General features: G+C 68.9%; 18 protein-coding genes. 9 read left to right on the top strand and 9 right to left on the bottom strand.

Features of this window, described 5'->3' with window-relative positions; all coding sequences use genetic code 11:
* Positions 1–113 precede the first annotated feature (113 nt).
* The 8 genes from G5B31_RS04330 to hemN form a co-directional block, all read right to left on the bottom strand.
* Entirely contained in the window at positions 114–1,109 is a 996-nt protein-coding gene (locus tag G5B31_RS04330; RefSeq protein WP_165014156.1) for a BMP family protein, read from the bottom strand.
* Positions 1,110–1,282: 173 nt separating this feature from the next.
* Positions 1,283–1,696 carry a ribosomal protein S18-alanine N-acetyltransferase gene (rimI, locus tag G5B31_RS04325; RefSeq protein WP_165014154.1) on the bottom strand — a complete coding sequence of 138 codons (414 nt, stop codon included), beginning with the start codon at positions 1,694–1,696 and terminating at the stop codon, positions 1,283–1,285.
* Positions 1,693–2,358 carry a tRNA (adenosine(37)-N6)-threonylcarbamoyltransferase complex dimerization subunit type 1 TsaB gene (gene tsaB / locus G5B31_RS04320; protein ID WP_165014152.1) on the bottom strand — a complete coding sequence of 222 codons (666 nt, stop codon included), beginning with the start codon at positions 2,356–2,358 and terminating at the stop codon, positions 1,693–1,695. Before tsaB ends, rimI begins: the two co-directional genes overlap by 4 nt.
* A 7-nt stretch (positions 2,359–2,365) precedes the next feature.
* A complete protein-coding gene (locus G5B31_RS04315) occupies positions 2,366–2,929 on the bottom strand; it encodes a NifU family protein (protein ID WP_165014150.1) in 564 nt (187 codons plus the stop codon).
* 94 nt (positions 2,930–3,023) lie between these two features.
* Positions 3,024–3,170, bottom strand: a complete 147-nt coding sequence (locus tag G5B31_RS04310) for a hypothetical protein (protein ID WP_165014148.1) — start codon at positions 3,168–3,170, stop codon at positions 3,024–3,026.
* 374 nt (positions 3,171–3,544) lie between these two features.
* Positions 3,545–3,928: a diacylglycerol kinase gene (locus G5B31_RS04305; RefSeq protein ID WP_165014146.1), complete on the bottom strand. Its 384-nt coding sequence runs from the start codon at positions 3,926–3,928 to the stop codon at positions 3,545–3,547.
* 87 nt (positions 3,929–4,015) lie between these two features.
* Positions 4,016–5,806 (bottom strand): S1C family serine protease, encoded by a 1,791-nt coding sequence (locus G5B31_RS04300; RefSeq protein WP_165014144.1) that lies wholly within the window; start codon positions 5,804–5,806, stop codon positions 4,016–4,018.
* Positions 5,807–6,245: 439 nt separating this feature from the next.
* Entirely contained in the window at positions 6,246–7,601 is a 1,356-nt protein-coding gene (hemN, locus tag G5B31_RS04295; RefSeq protein WP_165014142.1) for an oxygen-independent coproporphyrinogen III oxidase, read from the bottom strand.
* A gap of 66 nt (positions 7,602–7,667) precedes the next feature.
* On the opposite strand from hemN, the gene fnrL reads away from it, so the two are divergent.
* On the top strand, positions 7,668–8,414 hold the full coding sequence (fnrL, locus tag G5B31_RS04290) for a transcriptional regulator FnrL (protein ID WP_165014140.1): 747 nt from the start codon (positions 7,668–7,670) through the stop codon (positions 8,412–8,414).
* A 259-nt stretch (positions 8,415–8,673) separates the two neighbouring features.
* Here fnrL and G5B31_RS04285 read toward each other — a convergent pair whose 3' ends face one another.
* The gene (locus G5B31_RS04285; RefSeq protein ID WP_165014138.1) at positions 8,674–9,519 is read right to left on the bottom strand and encodes a universal stress protein; all 846 of its coding nucleotides are present in this window, start codon (positions 9,517–9,519) and stop codon (positions 8,674–8,676) included.
* 225 nt (positions 9,520–9,744) lie between these two features.
* Between G5B31_RS04285 and ccoN the strand changes: the two genes are divergently transcribed.
* The 8 genes from ccoN (at position 9,745) to ccoS (ending at position 17,806) form a co-directional block, all read left to right on the top strand.
* Complete coding sequence (gene ccoN, locus G5B31_RS04280; protein WP_165014136.1) at positions 9,745–11,352, top strand: cytochrome-c oxidase, cbb3-type subunit I; 1,608 nt, start codon at positions 9,745–9,747, stop codon at positions 11,350–11,352.
* Between the two features lie 15 nt (positions 11,353–11,367).
* The gene (ccoO, locus tag G5B31_RS04275; protein ID WP_165014134.1) at positions 11,368–12,117 is read left to right on the top strand and encodes a cytochrome-c oxidase, cbb3-type subunit II; all 750 of its coding nucleotides are present in this window, start codon (positions 11,368–11,370) and stop codon (positions 12,115–12,117) included.
* A gap of 15 nt (positions 12,118–12,132) precedes the next feature.
* Positions 12,133–12,327 carry a cbb3-type cytochrome c oxidase subunit 3 gene (locus tag G5B31_RS04270; protein WP_165014132.1) on the top strand — a complete coding sequence of 65 codons (195 nt, stop codon included), beginning with the start codon at positions 12,133–12,135 and terminating at the stop codon, positions 12,325–12,327.
* 2 nt (positions 12,328–12,329) lie between these two features.
* Positions 12,330–13,208 (top strand): cytochrome-c oxidase, cbb3-type subunit III, encoded by an 879-nt coding sequence (gene ccoP, locus G5B31_RS04265; protein WP_165014130.1) that lies wholly within the window; start codon positions 12,330–12,332, stop codon positions 13,206–13,208.
* A gap of 327 nt (positions 13,209–13,535) precedes the next feature.
* On the top strand, positions 13,536–14,972 hold the full coding sequence (gene ccoG, locus G5B31_RS04260) for a cytochrome c oxidase accessory protein CcoG (protein WP_346763877.1): 1,437 nt from the start codon (positions 13,536–13,538) through the stop codon (positions 14,970–14,972).
* 3 nt (positions 14,973–14,975) lie between these two features.
* Positions 14,976–15,428 carry a FixH family protein gene (locus G5B31_RS04255; RefSeq protein ID WP_165014126.1) on the top strand — a complete coding sequence of 151 codons (453 nt, stop codon included), beginning with the start codon at positions 14,976–14,978 and terminating at the stop codon, positions 15,426–15,428.
* Between the two features lie 3 nt (positions 15,429–15,431).
* The gene (locus tag G5B31_RS04250; RefSeq protein WP_165014124.1) at positions 15,432–17,648 is read left to right on the top strand and encodes a heavy metal translocating P-type ATPase; all 2,217 of its coding nucleotides are present in this window, start codon (positions 15,432–15,434) and stop codon (positions 17,646–17,648) included.
* Positions 17,648–17,806 (top strand): cbb3-type cytochrome oxidase assembly protein CcoS, encoded by a 159-nt coding sequence (gene ccoS, locus G5B31_RS04245; RefSeq protein ID WP_165014122.1) that lies wholly within the window; start codon positions 17,648–17,650, stop codon positions 17,804–17,806. Before G5B31_RS04250 ends, ccoS begins: the two co-directional genes overlap by 1 nt.
* Positions 17,807–17,816: the final 10 nt, after the last annotated feature.

The following is a 17,816-nucleotide window of genomic DNA, read 5'->3' as shown; positions in this document are numbered from 1 at the left end:
AGCTTCCCCCGTCCCGCAGGCCGCCCGCCGCTTTTGTCGCGGCTTCGGCGGACCTTGCAAAATGTGCCGCGCCAGAGACCCGGCGCGGCACCGAGATTGCCCCTGTCGGGGGATCAGAACGTCGCGGCCGGGCAGGTGTCGTCCGACATGTAGTCGTGGACCACGATCTCGCCCGCCTTGATCTTGGCGGCGGCTTCGTCGACCGCGGCCTGCATCTCGGGCGTCACCAGGGCGGCGTTGTGCTCGTCCATCGCATAGCCGACGCCCTCGTTCGCCAGGCCCATGACGTTGATGCCGGGGGTCAGCGCCTCGCCTTCCTTGAAGGCCTCGTAGACCGAGTTGTCGACGCGCTTGACCATCGAGGTCAGGACCGAGCCGGGGTGCAGGTAGTTCTGGTTGCTGTCGACGCCGATGGACAGGATGCCCTCGTCCGCCGCCGCCTGCAGCACGCCGATGCCGGTGCCGCCGGCCGCGGCATAGATCACGTCGGCGCCTTGCGCCTTCTGGCCCTTGGCCAGTTCCGCGCCCTTCACCGGGTCGTTCCAGGCGGCGGGGGTGTCGCCGGTCCAGTTGATGATCAGCTTGGCGTCCGGGTTGGCCGCCTTCACGCCCTGGGCATAGCCGCAGCCGAACTTGCGGATCAGCGGGATGTCCATGCCGCCGATGAAGCCCACCGTGCCGGATTTCGAGGCCATGGCGGCCATGATGCCGACCAGGTAGGAGCCTTCATGTTCATTGAACACCACCGACTTCACGTTCGGCGCGTCCACCACCATGTCGATGATGGCGAACTTGGTGTCGGGGAAGTCGGGGGCCACCTTGGCCAGCACGTCGCCGAAGGCGAAGCCGGTCATCACCACCGGGTTGGCGCCGGCCTCGGCCAGGCGGCGGAGCGCCTGCTCGCGCTGCGCCTCGTCCTGCATCTCCAGTTCCTTGTAGGTGCCGCCGGTTTCCTTGGCCCAGCGTTCGGCGCCGTTGAAGGCGGCCTCGTTGAAGGATTTGTCGAACTTGCCGCCGAGGTCGAAGATGATCGCCGGCTCGGCCAGCGCGGCGCCGGCCATCAGGGCCAGGGTGGCGGTCGCCCCGGCAAGGGATTTCATCAGGGTCATGGGTAGCTCTCCCGGTTGATAATGCGCAGCGCCGCCCTGTCCGCCGGGAAGGCCCGGTCGCGGGCGGATCATGGGCCAGATTAGTCGGGAAGGCCCCCGGGGGGTCAAGTCGGATTCGCGTGATCGGCCGGCGTTTCCTGACGCTTTGGTCAGGAAGTGCGGCTTCCCCTGCGTCAGAGGTCGCGCGCCATGACTACGGCGTCGATGCGCGTGCCTTCGGGGGTGGCGTAATAGCCGCGGCGGCGGCCGGCGGCGGCGAAGCCCGCCGATTCGTAAAGCGCGATGGCGGCAGGGTTTTCGGCGCTGACCTCCAGGAAGGCCCGCCCCGCCCCGCGCAGCCGCGCCTGGTAGAGGAAGCGCGCCACCAGCCTGCGGCCGAGGCCGAGGCGGCGGCTCTCCGGCGCGACGGCAAGGGTCAGCAGTTCCGCCTCCCCCGCCACCGCCCGGCCGAGCAGGAAGCCGGCGTCGCCCTCGACCAGCAGGAAGGCCAGCGGGTCGGACAGGAAGCCGGCGAAATCCGCCTCGCTCCACGGCGGCGGGCTGCGGAAAGAGCGCCGGTGCAGCGCGGCAAGCGCGGCGGGGATCACGGCAGGATCACCGGAGGCGGGTCTGACGGCGGGGCGGCGTCGGCGGCCTTCAGGTAGAAGGGGGCGGGCGGCGGGCCGGGGGTGCGGGTCGCGGCGATGCGGGCGATGGCCTCGGCGATCGGCATCGCCGGGGGCAGGGCGGTGTCGCCCGCCGCGCTGCCGGTGGCAGGGCCGGCGAAGGGGGCAAGGGGCTCCAGCCGCGCCGGGCCGCCCGGGAAGTCCTGCACATAGGCCAGTCCCTGCCGCGCATCCTCGATCACCCGCAGCGGCCGGGGCAGGCCATGGGCCAGCGCCTCCAGCCGGGTGACGCCGACCGCGGGGATGTCCAGCGCCAGCGCCAGCCCGCGGGCGGTGGCGACGGAGATGCGGACGCCGGTGAAATTGCCGGGGCCGATGCCCACGGCGATCCGCCGCAGGTCGGCCCAGCCGATGCCCCCCTCGGCCAGAACCTCTTCCAGCATTGGCACCAGCCGTTCGGCCTGGCCCTTCTGCATCGGCTCCTCGCGGCCGATCACGCGGCCGCCCGGCAAAAGCAAGGCGGCGGCGCAATGCGCCGCCGATGTGTCGAAGGCCAGAAGCGGCAACTCCTCCTGCGTCTTCGACTTGTCGTCGCCGGACACCGCCCCGCGAGGAGCGACCCGAAGGGAGCGGGGAGCCGGCATCGAGAGATCAGGCGGCGACCGGCCGCACCTCGGTCACTTCGGGGATGTAGTGCCGCAGCAGGTTCTCGATCCCCATCTTCAGCGTCAGGGTCGAGGAGGGGCAGCCGGCGCAGGCGCCCTGCATGTGCAGGTAGACCACGCCGCGGTCGAAGCCGTGGAAGGTGATGTCGCCGCCGTCCTGCGCCACCGCCGGACGGACGCGGGTGTCGAGCAGTTCCTTGATCTGGCGCACGATGTCGGCGTCTTCACCCGAATGCTCGGCATGGCCGCCGCTCGTCGCGCCATTGCCCTCGATCACCGGAGCGCCGGACTGGTAATGCTCCATGATCGCGCCCAGGATGGCGGGCTTGATGTGCTGCCATTCCACGTCCTCGGCCTTGGTGACGGTCACGAAGTCGTTGCCGAAGAAGACGCCGGTCACGCCGCCCGCCGCGAAGATGCGGCGCGCCAGCGGCGATTTCGCCGCCGCTTCCTGCCCCGGGAAATCGGCCGTGCCGGTTTCGAGCACGGTCTGTCCCGGCAGGAACTTCAGCGTGGCGGGGTTCGGGGTGGATTCGGTCTGGATGAACATGGGCTATCTCCGGCCAGTCCCTTCGGATATGCGCCCCGCCCCGCCCGCTGTCAAGGCAAGGGCCCTGCGGGCAGGGGCAAGGACCCTGCGGGTTTCAGCCACGGTCGGCGCCGAAGTAGGCATACATCTGTTCCAGCGCGGTCAGCGCGCGCAGCTGGACGTTGCGCAGGATCGCGCGTTCCTCGGCGTGATAGGCCACGGCGGGATTGGTCTTCGCCTGGATGCGGGGGCGGGCAGACATCGGTCTGGTCCTTTCAGAGATGGTCTCTCCCTCGCCCGGCAATATGGCCCTTTCTGCACCGCAGAAAAACCGGCACGGACGCAGCCCTGCCATGCTGCGGGTGCATGGCCCCCCGGTTTGGGCGGTTCGGGATTTTCCGGCTTCCTTGGCGAAGGCACGTGTCTTCGCCACAGCGCCACGTTTCCCCCTTCTCCCGGCCGGGCCTCAAAGGCCCGGCCAGCGCCCGCCCCGCCCTTGGGCCAGGCGCTTCTCGCCCGCCGGGGCGGGCGCTGGCCTCTCGGGGGTATGTGCCGCATCGTCTTCGGTTGATCCGCCGCGCACGGGCGGGGCGAGGCAGTGCCTCGCCTGATCCCGCCCGGGGCCAAGCCGGGAAACTATCCCCAGACCAGCACCGCGATGAAATAAAGCCCGTTCATCGCCGCCACGCAGGCCACCGCCAGCGAGCCGAGGTCCTTGGTGTCTTTGGCGAACTGCGACCAGCCGGGCGAGAGATGGTCCACCAGCACCTCCAGCGCGGTGTTCAGCGCCTCGACCGCCACCAGCAGCAGCACCAGCCCCGCCATTCCCGCAAGCGCCGGCCCCGAAGCGCCGCAGAGCGCCAGCACGGCCAGCGCCAGCCCCCCGAAGACGGCCTCCTGCCGGAAGGCGCTTTCCCGCGCCAGCCGCCTCAGCCCGGCGGCGGAATAGCCCGCTGCAGCCAGGAAATGCGCCAGCCCGCCCTTGCGGCCGGGCTTGCGGGGGGAAGGATCGGCACTCATCGGGGCACTGTCTCGCAACGGAACGGCAGGTCCGCCGCAGGATCGCGGCTTCCGCGGCGGATGTCCATCATCCGCCGTTCCCGCCCGTCACTCGTAGCAGTAGAGCGGCACCACCGCGTTCGACACCCCGTCCGGCACGCCGCCGGTAACGTCGCCGCCGCTGCCCTCGCCCTGCGGCTTCACCCAGCGGTTGGTGGCCAGGAAGGTCAGCAGCGGCCCGGTCGGCACCGCGAAGTTCATGTTCTGCGGCAGGCTGCCGGTCTCCTCCAGCACCGCGATGTCGTCGATGCGGCTGACCACCACGCCGATCACCGCGCCCTTCTTGTTCAGCAGCGGCCCGCCCGAGTTGCCGGGCTGCACCGGCGCCGTGATCATCACCCGGTTCGAGGAGCCGTCGATGCCGCGCAGCGCGCTGACATTGCCGCTGGTCACGGTCAGGCCCTGGTCCAGGCTGGTGTAATAGGGATAGCCGAGCGCGGTGACCGTCTCGCCCAGCTTCGGCACCTCCAGCGCCGAGAGCTTCAGCCAGACCCCCGCATCCGGCGCGCCGGCCAGCATGGCCAGGTCCAGCGTGGAATCGCTGGCCTTCACCTCCAGCGGCGTGCCGTCCACCATCGCCACCGCGCCGCAGCCCTCGACCACATGGGCGGCGGTGACCAGCACCGTCGGCGCGATGTAGAAGCCGCTGCCCGAGCCCTTCAGCGTGCCGGTGACCTTGGGCAGCGGCTCGCTCGGGGCGGGGGTGGGGGCGGTGGCGCCGGGGCTGGCGACCGGCAGGCTGCCCGGCTCGCGCACCGGGGCGGGGCCGGGATTGCCGACGCCGATCACGCCGCCGGGATCGGGCGTGGCCGGGCTGCCGAGGGGCGGGGCGGTGGCGCCGCCCGGATCGGGCGCGACGGGGGCGGCGGGGCCGGGGCTGCCCAGTGGCGGCGTGGCGGGCTCGTTCCCGGCGATGGTCACCGGGCCGCCCGGATCGGGCTGCGGTTCGGGCTCGGGCTCGGGGTCCGGCATGTCGGCCACGCCCGGCGCCGTCGGCCGGCGCACCTGGTCCTTGGGCCCGTTGCCGTCCGAGGCGGTGGAGGGCGCCGCGGCATTGACGCCGCCGTTGATCACCTGGTCGATCACCCCGCCGTCCGTCCACATCAGCGAGGCCGGGCTGCCGCCGACCGTCATCGAGGCCGCCATCAGGTTCAGGTGGTAGAAATATTCCGGCCAGACCACGATGGAGACGGTGGACCAGCTGCCGTTGTAGAAGTCCGACCGGGCATAGGCCACCATGTTGTCCTCGATGGTGACCGAGGTGATCCAGAGCTGGTTGTCGCTGTATTGGTAGGGGTCCGATCCCTGCACCGCCTGGCCCATGAACCAGTCGTGGATGTTCTTCATCCCCGGTTGGTCGGTGAAGCGGACCATGACGGAAAAGCCGCTGTCGTCGGACAGGAACTCCACCGCATCCTTGTTGTCGACCGATTTCAGCAGGGTGAACGGATGCAGGTAGGAGGTGTTGGTGGTCTCGGAATAGAACAGCTGCCAGCCGTTCTTGACCCGCTCGTCCTCCAACTTCATCACCAGCCGGTTCAGGTGGCGGTAGAGCGGGCGCGAGGCGCCTTCCTCGCGCTGGACCCAGGCCTGCAGCGCGGCCTGGGCGTCCTGGTTCCAGATGCCGTCGGTATAGCCGTAGTAGTCGCCCGAGAAGGCCAGCGCCGCCTGCACGGTGGCGATGTCCTCGCGGCTCATCGGCGCGGGATCGAAGGGCTGGTCGATCCAGCCCTGCGCCTGCGCCTGCGGCGCGGCCAGGAAAAGGCCGAGGGCGATCAGCAGGACGGACAGAAGGGCGCGCATGGCGGCGGTCTCCGGGGTTTCGGGCGATGCCGCCATGCTGCCCCGCTTCGGGCGGTTTGAAAAGGGATGTTTCCGTGATCGGGGGTCGGGAATGCCTGCGAGGGGGGCGGGGGGGCGGCGGCGACGGGGACGGAAGGAATTGCTGCGCCCCCTGCTGGCCGGGAGGGTGAGCCCGTAGCTGCCATCGGAATGGAGCCTGCGCGCAGCCCCCGATGAAGCTCCGGCCGGATCAACAGGCGCGGAACGCGCCCCCGGCCAGCGCCCGACCGCCCCCCGGGCGGGCGCTTCTGCGCCGTCGGCTTCCGCTCCAGCCGGAGGAGAGGCCGCACCATAAAGCGCCTGCTACGCGCCGTGGAGGCGACCACCCGCGGTCGGGCGCCGGCCTCTGTTGTGCGGGGATGACCGCAATGTCCTGCGAAGCGGACATTCTTCCTCGACAGTGCCGCATCCCGACAGCAAGGTCAGGTGCGCCCCCTCAGATCGCCGCCGAATGCTGGGCCTTGGACTGGTCGTAGGCGTCGAAGGCGCGGGCGATCATGCGGGTCAGGGGGCGGCCCTTCACCGGGATCGACAGCACGCCGTCCTGCAGCGCCACCATGTCCTCGAACCCGGCGGCGGCGCTGCGGAACAGGCCGTCCACCCAAGCCGGCGTCACGCCGAAATCGCGCATCAGTTCCGCGCGGTCGACCCGGAAGTCGCACATCAACGCCTCGATGATCCGGCCGCGGACCAGATCCTCGGCCCCGAAGACATGGCCGCGGTGGGTGCTGAAATGCCCCGCCCGGATCGCCTTGGTATGGACGGCGGTGGCCGAGGCGTTCTGGGCATAGCCCTGCGGGAAGCGGCTGATCGACGAGGCGCCAAGGCCTATCAGCGCCGGCGCGGTGTCGTCGGTATAGCCCTGGAAGTTGCGCCGAAGCTTGCCGGCCTTCTGCGCCACCGCCAGCCCGTCCGTGGGGCGGGCGAAATGGTCGATGCCGATCTCGTCGTAGCCGTCCCAGAGGAACAGCTGCCGGGCGGTCTCGAACAGGCCCAGCCGTTCCCCGGGCGTTGGCATGGAATCCGAGGGGATCATCTGCTGCCGCCGGCTCATCCAGGGCACATGGGCATAGCCGTAAAGCGCCACCCGGTCGGGCGAGAGGGAAAGCAGCTTCTGCACCGAATCCGCGATCCGCTCGGGCGTCTGGTGCGGCAGGCCGTAAAGGATGTCGGCGTTCAGGCTGCGGACGCCGCGGGCGCGGATGCGCTCGGCGATGTCGCGTGTCAGCCCGTAGCTCTGCTCGCGGCCTATGGTCTTCTGGATTTCCGGGTCGAAGTCCTGCACCCCGATCGAGGCGCGGTTCATGCCCGCAGCGGCCAGCGCGTCCAGGCGGGCGTCGTCGACCTCGTTCGGGTCGATCTCGACCGAGAATTCGCCGCCCTCGGCCATCGGGGCCACGTCGAAGATCGCCTCGGCCAGGGCATGGACCTCGGCCGGGGGCAGCATGGTGGGGGTGCCGCCGCCCCAGTGCAGCCGCGACAGCCGCACCCCGCGCGGCAGGTGCCGGGCGAGAAGGGCGATCTCGGTCTTCAGGGTCTGGGCGTAGGCGATCACCGGATCGTCCGACGAGGTGCCCTGGGTCCGGCAGGCGCAGAACCAGCACAACCTGCGGCAGAATGGCACATGCAGGTAGAGCGAGATCGCCGAACCTTCGGGAATCGCCTCGATCCAGTGGGTGAAGGTGCCGGCATCCACCCCGCCCGCGAACTGCGGCGCGGTGGGATAGGACGTATACCGGGGCACCCTCGCGTCAAAAAGACCGAGGCGCGTGAGTTGCGCATCGACTGTCATGCGACTACCTTTAGGCGCGTCGGGGGCTCCGGTCCTTGATGCAGATCAAGGGGCGAAAGGGCGGACATGGGATTGCAGGTTGGCTTGGGGGCGCATCCCGAATGCGGCGATTGCCCCATCCGGCACCGTGCCGTCTGCGCCCGATGCGAGACGGACGAACTCGCCGCGCTGGAGCAGATCAAGTATTACCGCAGCTACCAGGCCGGGCAGACCATCACCTGGTCGGGCGACCGGATGGATTTCGTCGCCTCGGTGGTGACCGGCATCGCCACGCTGACCCAGACCATGGAGGACGGGCGGCGGCAGATGGTGGGCCTGCTGCTGCCGTCGGATTTCGTCGGCCGGCCGGGCCGGGTGACCGCGGCCTACGACGTGACGGCGACGACCGACGTGCTGATGTGCTGTTTCCGCAAGAAGCCCTTCGAGGAGATGATGGGCAAGACCCCGCACATCGCCGAGCGTCTGCTGGAGATGACGCTGGACGAACTGGATGCGGCGCGGGAATGGATGCTGCTTCTGGGCCGCAAGACGGCGCGGGAGAAGATCGCCTCGCTGATCGCCATCATCGCCCGCCGCCACGCGTCCTTGCACCTTCGGCGGACCGGCGGCAGCATGGTGGTGGACCTGCCGCTGACCCGCGAGGAGATGGCGGATTACCTGGGGCTGACGCTGGAGACGGTCAGCCGCCAGATCTCGGCCCTGAAGAAGGAAGGCGTGATCAGCCTGGAAGGCAAGCGCCACGTCACCATCCCGGATTTCGACCGCCTGCTGGAAGAGGCGGGCGACGACAGCGACGGCGGGATGCTGGCCTGAGCCATATGGCGCGGCTGCCGCCGCATTCCTTTTCGTGATGGCTGGCGGAGGCTCTTGCGGCTGCTGTCGCCTGATGGGGGCATTCTGCCCCCAAACCCCCTGAGGATATTTGTGGCAGGTGAATTTGGAAGAAGAGCGCTTCTTTCTTTCACCTGCCCCTAAATATCCCCGCCGGAGGCAAGCCCGAGCCGGTTGCGCGCTTGCGCGCAGAGGCGAGTGGAAAGGCTTGCAGCCGCGCTCGCGCGGCTGCGCTATTCCTTCAATGTGCCATGAACACCGGGATTTCCGCCTGTTCCAGCATGTTGCGGGTGGCGCCGCCCAGGATCGCCTCGCGGAAGCGGGAATGGCCGTAGGCGCCCATCACCAGGAGGTCGGCGTCGAGGTCGCGGCAGGCGCGGTGCAGCACGTCCGAGATCCGCGGCAGGGTGCGGGCCAGCACCGAGACCTCGGCCTTCACCCCGTGGCGCACCAGCAGCTGGCACAGCAGCCCGCCCGGGTCCGACCGTTCCGGCCCGTGCGGCGGCGGGTCGATCACGGTGATCGTCACCCTTTCGGCCTGTTTCAGGAAGGGCAGCGCCCGGCGGGCGGCGACCATCGCCTCGCGGCTCTGGTTCCAGGCCAGCACGATGTGGCGCGGCACCGGGGCCTTCAGCCCGCTCTGCGGCACCACCAGCACCGGGGCCATGCCCTCGAACATCGCGGCCTCGATCACCGCCTCCGACTCGGGGCCGGAGGTCTCGGCATAGGGTTTCGGCAGCACCACCAGGTCGGCATAGCGGGCGCGGGCGGCCACCAGGTCGGTCAGCGCGCCCATCTGGGTCACCGCCGTCTCGACGGCCGAGCGCAGGCCGGGCCCCTGCGCCGCCAATGCCTCCTTCACCGCCTTCTCGTTGGCGCGGGCCTCCTGCTCGGCCCGGTCCATGGCGACCTGCAGCACCACCGCGCCGGCGCCGACGTAGGAATAGCCGACCTGGGTCCGGTCGACGCCGAGCGCCAGCGCGTCGAGATGGGCGTCGGCCTTCAGGCAGATCGCGGCGGCTGCGGCCACGGCGGCCCCGATCCGGTCGGGCGCGGTGGCAACGGTCAAGAGTGACTTGTAGGCCATGGATGCCTCCTGAGGTTGCATTGACGGAAACCATGCTAGGCTCCCATCAGGCCCCCTTGCGTTGACCGAGGTCAAGTCTGTCGCATGATGCTGTTGATGCAGATCAAGGAATGATGATCGCCGCGACTGCAAGAAGCACCCTGTCGAGAATTCCGTTCCGGGGGCCTGAGTCGCTGACGGGGCTCCTGTCTGCCGGGCGGGACATAAAAGACGAAGGGACGCAAAATGTGGGATTACGTCAAACTGATCGCGCTGGGCGTGATCGCGGTCGCCGCCGCGATCGCGGCCAATTACGCGCGCGATCTGGCCTTCATGGTGAACGCGATCGAAGTGATGCTGGTCTCCGCCATCGCCTTTCTGGTGGTGCTGCGGGGCGTCGGCGATCCGAAGGTGGTGAACCGGGGCGAATACAATGATGGCATCATCCGCTGGGGGGTCTTCCTGACCGCCTTCTGGGGAGTCGTCGGCTTCCTGGTCGGCGTGGTCATCGCCGCCCAGCTGGCTTGGCCCTGGCTGAATTTCGAGGCGCTGCAGGGCATCGGCAACTTCGGCCGGCTGCGGCCGCTGCACACCAGCGCGGTGATCTTCGCCTTCGGCGGCACGGCGCTGATCACGACCGCCTTCTACGTCGTGCAGCGCACCAGCGCCGCGCGGCTCTGGGGCGGCAACGCCCTGCCGAACTTCGTCTTCTGGGGCTGGCAGACGGTGATCCTGCTGGCGGCGACCTCCTATGTCCTGGGCGGCAGCCAGGGCAAGGAATATGCCGAGCCGGCCTGGCACATCGACATCCTGATCACCGTGGTCTGGGTGGGCTTCCTGGCGGTCTACGCCGGCACGATCATGAACCGGAAGGAGCCGCATATCTACGTGGCGAACTGGTTCTACCTGTCCTTTATCATCACCATCGCCATGCTGCACCTGATCAACAACATGGCGATCCCGGTCTCCATCGTCGGCAGTTCCTCGGTGCAGGTCACCTCGGGCGTGCAGGATGCGATGATCCAGTGGTGGTATGGCCACAATGCCGTGGGCTTCTTCCTGACCGCGGGCTTCCTGGGGATGATGTATTACTTCGTGCCCAAGCAGGCCGAGCGTCCGGTCTACAGCTACAAGCTGTCGATCATCCACTTCTGGGCCTTGATCTTCCTCTACATCTGGGCCGGCCCGCACCACCTGCACTACACCGCGCTGCCGGAATGGGCCTCGACCCTGGGCATGGTGATGTCGGTGATCCTGTGGATGCCCAGCTGGGGCGGCATGATCAACGGCCTGATGACGCTGTCGGGCGCCTGGGACAAGCTGCGCACCGATCCGGTGATCCGGATGATGGTGGTTTCCATCGGCTTCTACGGCATGTCGACCTTCGAGGGCCCGATGATGTCGATCAAGGCGGTCAACAGCCTGTCGCACTACACCGACTGGACCATCGGTCACGTCCATTCCGGCGCGCTCGGCTGGAACGGCATGATCACCTTCGGCGCGCTCTACTTCCTGACGCCGCGGCTGTGGAACCGGGCCGGTCTCTACAGCCTGAAGCTGGTCAGCTGGCACTTCTGGCTCGCCACCATCGGCATCGTGCTCTACGCCTCGTCGATGTGGGTCTCGGGCATCATGGAAGGGCTGATGTGGCGCGAGGTCGATGCCAACGGCTTCCTGGTGAACGCCTTCGCCGACACCGTGGGTGCGAAATATCCGATGAACGTGGTGCGGGCGCTTGGCGGGGTGATGTATCTCTCCGGCGGCCTGATCATGGCCTACAACCTCTGGATGACGGTCAAGGCGCAACCGGCGAAGGACGCCGTGAACGCCAACGACTTCGTTCCGGCCGAATAAGGGAGGGGATGAGAAATGGCTCTCCTTGACAAGCACAAGGCTATCGAAACCCATGCCACGCTTCTGATGGTCCTGGCCTTCCTGGTCGTGACCATCGGCGGCCTCGTGCAGATCGTGCCTCTGTTCTACCTGGAAAACACCATCGAGGACGTGAAGGGGATGCGCCCCTACACGCCGCTGGAACTGGCCGGCCGCGACATCTACGTCCGCGAGGGCTGCTATGTCTGCCACAGCCAGATGATCCGCCCGATGCGCGACGAGGTGGAGCGCTACGGCCATTACTCGCTGGCGGCGGAGTCGAAATACGACCATCCGTTCCAGTGGGGGTCGAAGCGGACCGGGCCGGACCTGGCCCGGGTCGGCGGGCGCTATTCCGACGAATGGCACCGCGACCACTTCTTCGACGCCAAGCAGGTGGTGCCGGAATCGCTGATGCCGCCCTACGGCTTCCTGTTCGACCGCGAGATCGACGGCAGATACATCCGTGACTCGCTGGAGACCAGCGCGCTGGTCGGCGTCCCCTATACCGAGGAGATGATCGCCAGCGCCCAGGCCGACTTCGTGGCCCAGGCCGACCCGAACGCCGATTCCTCGGGCCTGCAGGAACGCTATGGTTCGGCGGCTTTCGAGGGCGGCAAGGACGTGAACGTGCGCAACTTCGACGGCCAGCCGCAGCTGACCGAGGCCGATGCGCTGATCGCCTATATCCAGGTGCTGGGAACGATGGTCGACTTCTCGACCTTCATCCCGGACCCGACGCGCTGAGCGGGGGAGGGAGAGATGGAAATCTATACCTTCCTGCGCCACATGGCGGACAGCTGGGGGATGCTGGCGATGCTGCTCGGCTTCCTCGGCATCTGCCTCTGGGCCCTGCGCCCGGGCAGCCGGCCGCTGCATGACGAGGCCGCAAATTCGATCTTCCGCAACGACGCTGCGCCTGCGGAAGCCTCGCAACCCGACTGCAAGGAGGCGTGACCATGTGCGCCAAGAAAGTGACCAAGACGCAGCGCGAGGTTCCGACCACCGGCCATGAGTGGGACGGGATCCAGGAGTTCGACAACCCGATGCCGCGCTGGTGGGTCTGGGTGTTCTACGGCACCATCGTCTGGGGCCTGTGGTATACCATCGCCTATCCGGCCTGGCCGATGATCTCCAGCGTGACCCAGGGCTACCTGGGCTACAACGCCCGCGACAACGTGGCGGCCGAGATCAAGCGCTTCGACGACGCCAACGGCGAGATCAAGGCAAAGCTGGTCGCCGCCGACCTGAACGCCATCGGCAGCGACGAGGCGCTGGCCGGCTATGCGCAGCGGGCGGGGCAGGCGGTCTTCATGACCAACTGCTCGCAATGCCACGGCGCCGGGGCGGCGGGGGTGCAGTCGCTGGGCTACCCGAACCTGCTGGACGACGACTGGCTCTGGGGCGGAACGATGGAGGACATCCACCTGACCGTCACCCACGGCATCCGCAACACCACCGACGGCGACGCCCGCTATTCGGAAATGCCGAAGTTCGGCGTGGACGAGTTGCTGGACGACACCCAGATCGGCCAGGTGGTGGAATACGTGCTGCAGCTTTCGGGGCAGGAGCATGACGCCGCGCTGGCGGCCGAGGGGCAGACCGTCTTCGTCGACAACTGCTCGTCCTGCCACATGGAAGACGGTTCGGGCGACCGCGCGCAGGGCGCGCCGAAGCTGACCGATGCGGTCTGGCTTTACGGCAGCTCGCGCGAGGCGATCACCCATACGGTCACCTATGCCCGCTTCGGCGTGATGCCGGACTGGAACGAGCGGCTGACCGAGGACCAGATCCGCGCCGTGGCCTTCTACGTCCACGGCCTGGGCGGCGGCGAATAGCCCTGCCCGACGGCAATCCCCGGCGGTTCCAACCGCCGCCGGGGACCGGCACCGGCGCCCCTTCCTGTTCGCGCGTTTCCGGGGGCGCCGGTGCCACCTTCCTTCCCGGGCGGGCCGCGGTCAAGCCGCGGCTCTTTCGCTGCCGCCCCAGCCCTGCGCGGCCTGCAATCCCGCCTTGCAGTCCTGCCTGCGTCAAAGCGCCCTGCGGCGCCGCGCCCCGCTGAAAATCTGTATCGGCAATGACAGAATTGACGCAGGTCAAAGTCCCGCCGCCCGTGGCCCTGCCATATGCAGGGAAAAGCAGTCCAGCCAAGCCGGAGCCATTCCGTGAGCACGCCCGATACCAATCCTCCCTCGCTTTACGCCGCGCGCGAGCCGATCTTCCCGCGCCGGGTCAAGGGCAGCTTCCGCACCCTGAAATGGTGGATCATGGCGGTGACGCTGGGGATCTACTACATCACCCCCTGGCTGCGGTGGGACCGCGGACCGAACCTGCCCGACCAGGCGGTGCTGATCGACATGGCGCACCGGCGGTTCTTCTTCTTCATGATCGAGATCTGGCCGCACGAATTCTACTTCGTCGCCGGCCTCTTGATCATGGCTGGCCTCGGCCTCTTCCTCTTCACCTCCGCCGCGGGCCGGGTCTGGTGCGGCTATGCCTGCCCGCAGACGGTCTGGACCGACCTCTTCCTCCTGGTCGAACGCTGGGTGGAAGGCGACCGCAACGCCCAGATCCGCCTGCATCGGCAGAAATGGGACGGCGAGAAGATCAGGAAGCGGCTGGCCAAGTGGGCGGTCTGGCTGCTGATCGCCCTGGCCACCGGCGGGGCCTGGATCTTCTATTTCACCGATGCGCCCGCGCTTCTGCGCGACCTGGTCACCGGAGAGGCGCATCCGATCGCCTATACCACCATGCTGGTGCTGACCGCGACGACCTTCGCCTTCGGTGGCTTCGCGCGCGAGCAGATGTGCATCTACGCCTGCCCCTGGCCGCGCATCCAGGCGGCGATGATGGACGAGGACACCATCACCATCGGCTACCGCGACTGGCGGGGCGAGCCGCGGGGCAAGCAGACCGTGGCCGGCAACGGCGACTGCATCGACTGCATGGCCTGCGTCAACGTCTGCCCGATGGGGATCGACATCAGGAACGGCCAGCAGCTGGCCTGCATCACCTGCGGCCTCTGCATCGACGCCTGCAACGAGATCATGGACAAGATCGGCAAGCCGCGCGGGTTGATCGGCTACCTCGCCCTGACCGACGAAACGCGCGAGCGCGAGGGCCAGATGCCGAAATCGGTCTGGAAGCATATCTTCCGGCCGCGGACCATCCTTTACACCACGCTGTGGTCGGCGGTCGGCCTCGGCCTGATCGTGGCGCTGTTCCTGCGCACCGAGATCGACCTGAACGTCACCCCGGTGCGCAACCCGACCTATGTCACGCTGTCCGACGGCTCGATCCGCAACAGCTATGACCTGCGGCTGCGCAACAAGCATGGCGAGGACCACTGGTTCGCCGTCTCCGCCACCTCCGACACCGGGCTCTTCACCCTGGCGCTGGAGGGCGAGGACGGGCTGAAGCTGCGCGTCCCGGCCAACGAGACCAAGTCGGTCCGGCTCTATGTCACCGCCCCTGCGGGCACCGGCGCGACGGCCGCGGCGCGGACCGATCTTCGGCTCTGGGTTCAGGACCTCGGTTCGGATACCATGCCGGGGACCGACCGCGTCAGCCACGAGACCATCTTCAACGGCAAGGGGAACTGAACCATGGCCGAGATCACCGGACGCCAGGTGGCGGTCTTCACGGTGGGCGCCTTCGGGATCATCATCGCGGTGAACCTGGTGATGGCCTGGCAGGCCGTATCGACCTTCCCGGGGCTGGAGGCGCCGAACACCTTCGTCGCCAGCCAGGAATTCGACGCCCGCCGCGAGGCGCAGGAGAAGCTGGGCTGGACCGTGGCGCCGACCCACGAGAACGGCCGCGTCAGGCTGGCGATCACCAATGCGGCCGGCCGGCCGGTCGAGGTGGCCTCGCTGCAGGTGCTGATCGGCCGCCCGACCTCGGCCCGCGACGACGTGACCCCCGACTTCGCCTTCGTCGGCGGCGTCTACGAGGCGCCGGTGGAGCTGGCCCCCGGCCAGTGGATGCTGAAGCTGGAGGCGGTGGCGCAGGACGGCACGCTGTTCGAGCAGCGCTTCGACCTGCGGGTGAAGGGCTAGACCATGGCGATTGCGGAGCGCGACATCGGCGAGGGGATGACCGGCGGGTTGTCGGCCTGCCCGGCCTGCGTCGCCGCCCCCTCGGCCGAGCGCATCGCCCAGCTGTCGGCGCAGGGCGATGCCCGGATCGTGCTGTCCCTGCCCGCGGCGCATTGCGCCGCCTGCATCTCCACCGTCGAGGGGCGGCTGGCGGCCTATCCCGGCGTGAAGTCCAGCCGGCTGAACCTGACGCTGAAGCGGGTCACCGTCGATGCCGGGCCGGAGGTTACCGCCGAGGACCTGATCGCCGCGCTGAAGGGCGTGGGCTACGAGGCGCATGAACTGGACCCCGGCCTGCTGTCGGCGACCGAGGCCGACAAGACCGCGCGCGACCTGCTGATGCGGCTCGGCGTGGCGTTCTTCTCGATGATGAACGTCATGCTCCTCTCCATCGCGGTCTGGTCGGGGGCCGAGAACGCCACCCGCGACCTGTTCCACTGGATTTCCGCCGCCATCGCCCTGCCGACCGTGGTCTTCGCCGGTCAGCCCTTCTTCAAGTCGGCCTGGGCCAGCTTGCGCGCCGGGCGGCTGGGGATGGACGTTCCGATCTCGCTGGCGCTGATCCTGGCCTCCTCGATCTCCCTGTTCGAGACCATCCATTCCGGCCACCACGCCTATTTCGACGCCGCGGTGATGCTGGCCTTCTTCCTGCTGGTCGGCCGCTACCTCGACTACCGCACCCGCGCCATCGCCCGCTCCGCCGCCGAGGAACTGGCGGCGCTGGAGGTGCCGCGGGCGACGGTGCTGGAGGACGGGGCCGAAGTGGTGAAGCCGATCTCGGAGATTGCGGCGGGCGACATCGTGGTGGTGCGCCCGGGCGGGCGGATGCCGGTGGACGGCGTGGTGATTGCCGGCACCTCGGAACTGGACCGCAGCCTGCTGACCGGGGAAAGCCTGCCGGTCTTTGCCGGCGAGGGCGCCGTGGTCTCGGCCGGCGAGGTCAACCTGACCGGGCCGCTGACCCTGCGGGTGACGGCGGCCGGCAAGGATTCCAGCCTGCACCGCATGGCCGATCTGGTGGCGGTGGCCGAGGCGGCGAAGACCCGCTACACCAGCCTGGCCGAGCGCGCCTCCAGCTGGTATTCGCCGCTGGTCCATCTGCTGAGCTTCAGCGCCTTCGGCTTCTGGATGTGGCAAACCGGCGGCGACCTGCGCTATGCCATCAACATCTCCGCCGCGGTGCTGATCATCACCTGCCCCTGCGCGCTCGGCCTCGCTGTGCCGGCGGTGGTGACGGCGGCCTCGGGCAAGCTGTTCCGCAAGGGCCTCCTGATCAAGCAGGGCACCGCGCTGGAGCGGCTGGCCGAGGTGGACACTGTTGTCTTCGACAAGACCGGCACCCTGACGCTCGGCACGCCGGAGCCGACCAACCTCGACGCCCATCCCGCGATGGCGGTCGAGGTTGCGCTGGCGCTGGCCGGCGCCTCCGGCCATCCGCTGGCCCGGGCGCTGGCCGACGGCGCAAGGGCGCGCGGGTTGCGGCCGGCGCGGGTTGAGGACCTGCGCGAGGTGCCGGGCTACGGGGTCGAGGGGGTCTGGAAGGGCCGTCGCGTCCGCCTGGGCCGCGCCGAATGGTGCGGCGCTGCCGCCTCGGTGGCCGAGACCGCGACCTGGCTCTGCACCGGGGAAGGGGAGGCGCCGCGGCCCTTCACCTTCACCGACCGGCCGCGCCCCGGCGCCGATGTGGCGGTGGGGGCGCTGCTGGCGGCGGGCAAGCGGGTGATCCTGCTGTCCGGCGATGCCGAACCCGCGGTGGCGGGGCTGGCGCAGCGGCTGGGGATCGCCGAATGGGCCTCCGGCCAGCTGCCGGCCGAGAAGGCCGCGCGGGTGGCGGGGCTGACCGCGGAAGGCCGCAGGGTGCTGATGGTCGGCGACGGGCTGAACGACACTGCGGCGCTGGCGGCGGCGCATGTGTCGATCTCGCCCGCCTCGGCGCTGGACGCGGCGCGGGTGGCCTCGGACATCGTGCTGCTGGGGCAGGACATGGCGCCCATCGCCGACGCCGTGCGGATCGGCACCCAGTCCAGCCGCAGGATCGTGGAGAATTTCCTGATCTCGGGCGGCTACAACGTGGTGGCGGTGCCGCTGGCGCTGACCGGCCACGCCACGCCGCTGGCCGCGGCGCTGGCGATGTCCCTGTCCTCGATCACCGTGACGCTGAACGCGCTGAGGCTGAAGTAATGGAAATCCTGGGCATCCTGATCCCCGCCTCGCTGTTTCTCGGCCTGATCGGGCTGGTGTTCTTCGTTTGGGCGATGAAGACCCGCCAGTTCGACGACCCCGAGGGCGACGCCAACCGCATCCTGACCAAGGACTGGGACGACCGGCCGAAACCGTAGGGGCACGATT

The organism is Rhodobacter sp. SGA-6-6 (assembly GCF_011043545.1).
GTDB lineage: Bacteria > Pseudomonadota > Alphaproteobacteria > Rhodobacterales > Rhodobacteraceae > Pseudogemmobacter.
Note: the sequence above shows the minus strand (reverse complement) of the source record. Positions and strands in the feature narration are given on the sequence as shown.

Coding starts and splice junctions, on each gene's coding strand:
- G5B31_RS04285 (WP_165014138.1), bottom strand. CDS start 9,519: ATGGCCTACAAGTCACTCTTGACCGTTGCCACCGCGCCCGACCGGATC.
- hemN (WP_165014142.1), bottom strand. CDS start 7,601: ATGACAGTCGATGCGCAACTCACGCGCCTCGGTCTTTTTGACGCGAGG.
- ccoO (WP_165014134.1), top strand. CDS start 11,368: ATGGCTCTCCTTGACAAGCACAAGGCTATCGAAACCCATGCCACGCTT.
- fnrL (WP_165014140.1), top strand. CDS start 7,668: ATGGGATTGCAGGTTGGCTTGGGGGCGCATCCCGAATGCGGCGATTGC.
- ccoS (WP_165014122.1), top strand. CDS start 17,648: ATGGAAATCCTGGGCATCCTGATCCCCGCCTCGCTGTTTCTCGGCCTG.
- G5B31_RS04315 (WP_165014150.1), bottom strand. CDS start 2,929: ATGTTCATCCAGACCGAATCCACCCCGAACCCCGCCACGCTGAAGTTC.
- G5B31_RS04250 (WP_165014124.1), top strand. CDS start 15,432: ATGGCGATTGCGGAGCGCGACATCGGCGAGGGGATGACCGGCGGGTTG.
- G5B31_RS04270 (WP_165014132.1), top strand. CDS start 12,133: ATGGAAATCTATACCTTCCTGCGCCACATGGCGGACAGCTGGGGGATG.
- G5B31_RS04330 (WP_165014156.1), bottom strand. CDS start 1,109: ATGACCCTGATGAAATCCCTTGCCGGGGCGACCGCCACCCTGGCCCTG.
- tsaB (WP_165014152.1), bottom strand. CDS start 2,358: ATGCCGGCTCCCCGCTCCCTTCGGGTCGCTCCTCGCGGGGCGGTGTCC.
- ccoN (WP_165014136.1), top strand. CDS start 9,745: ATGTGGGATTACGTCAAACTGATCGCGCTGGGCGTGATCGCGGTCGCC.
- G5B31_RS04300 (WP_165014144.1), bottom strand. CDS start 5,806: ATGGCGGCATCGCCCGAAACCCCGGAGACCGCCGCCATGCGCGCCCTT.
- G5B31_RS04310 (WP_165014148.1), bottom strand. CDS start 3,170: ATGTCTGCCCGCCCCCGCATCCAGGCGAAGACCAATCCCGCCGTGGCC.
- ccoP (WP_165014130.1), top strand. CDS start 12,330: ATGTGCGCCAAGAAAGTGACCAAGACGCAGCGCGAGGTTCCGACCACC.
- G5B31_RS04305 (WP_165014146.1), bottom strand. CDS start 3,928: ATGAGTGCCGATCCTTCCCCCCGCAAGCCCGGCCGCAAGGGCGGGCTG.
- G5B31_RS04255 (WP_165014126.1), top strand. CDS start 14,976: ATGGCCGAGATCACCGGACGCCAGGTGGCGGTCTTCACGGTGGGCGCC.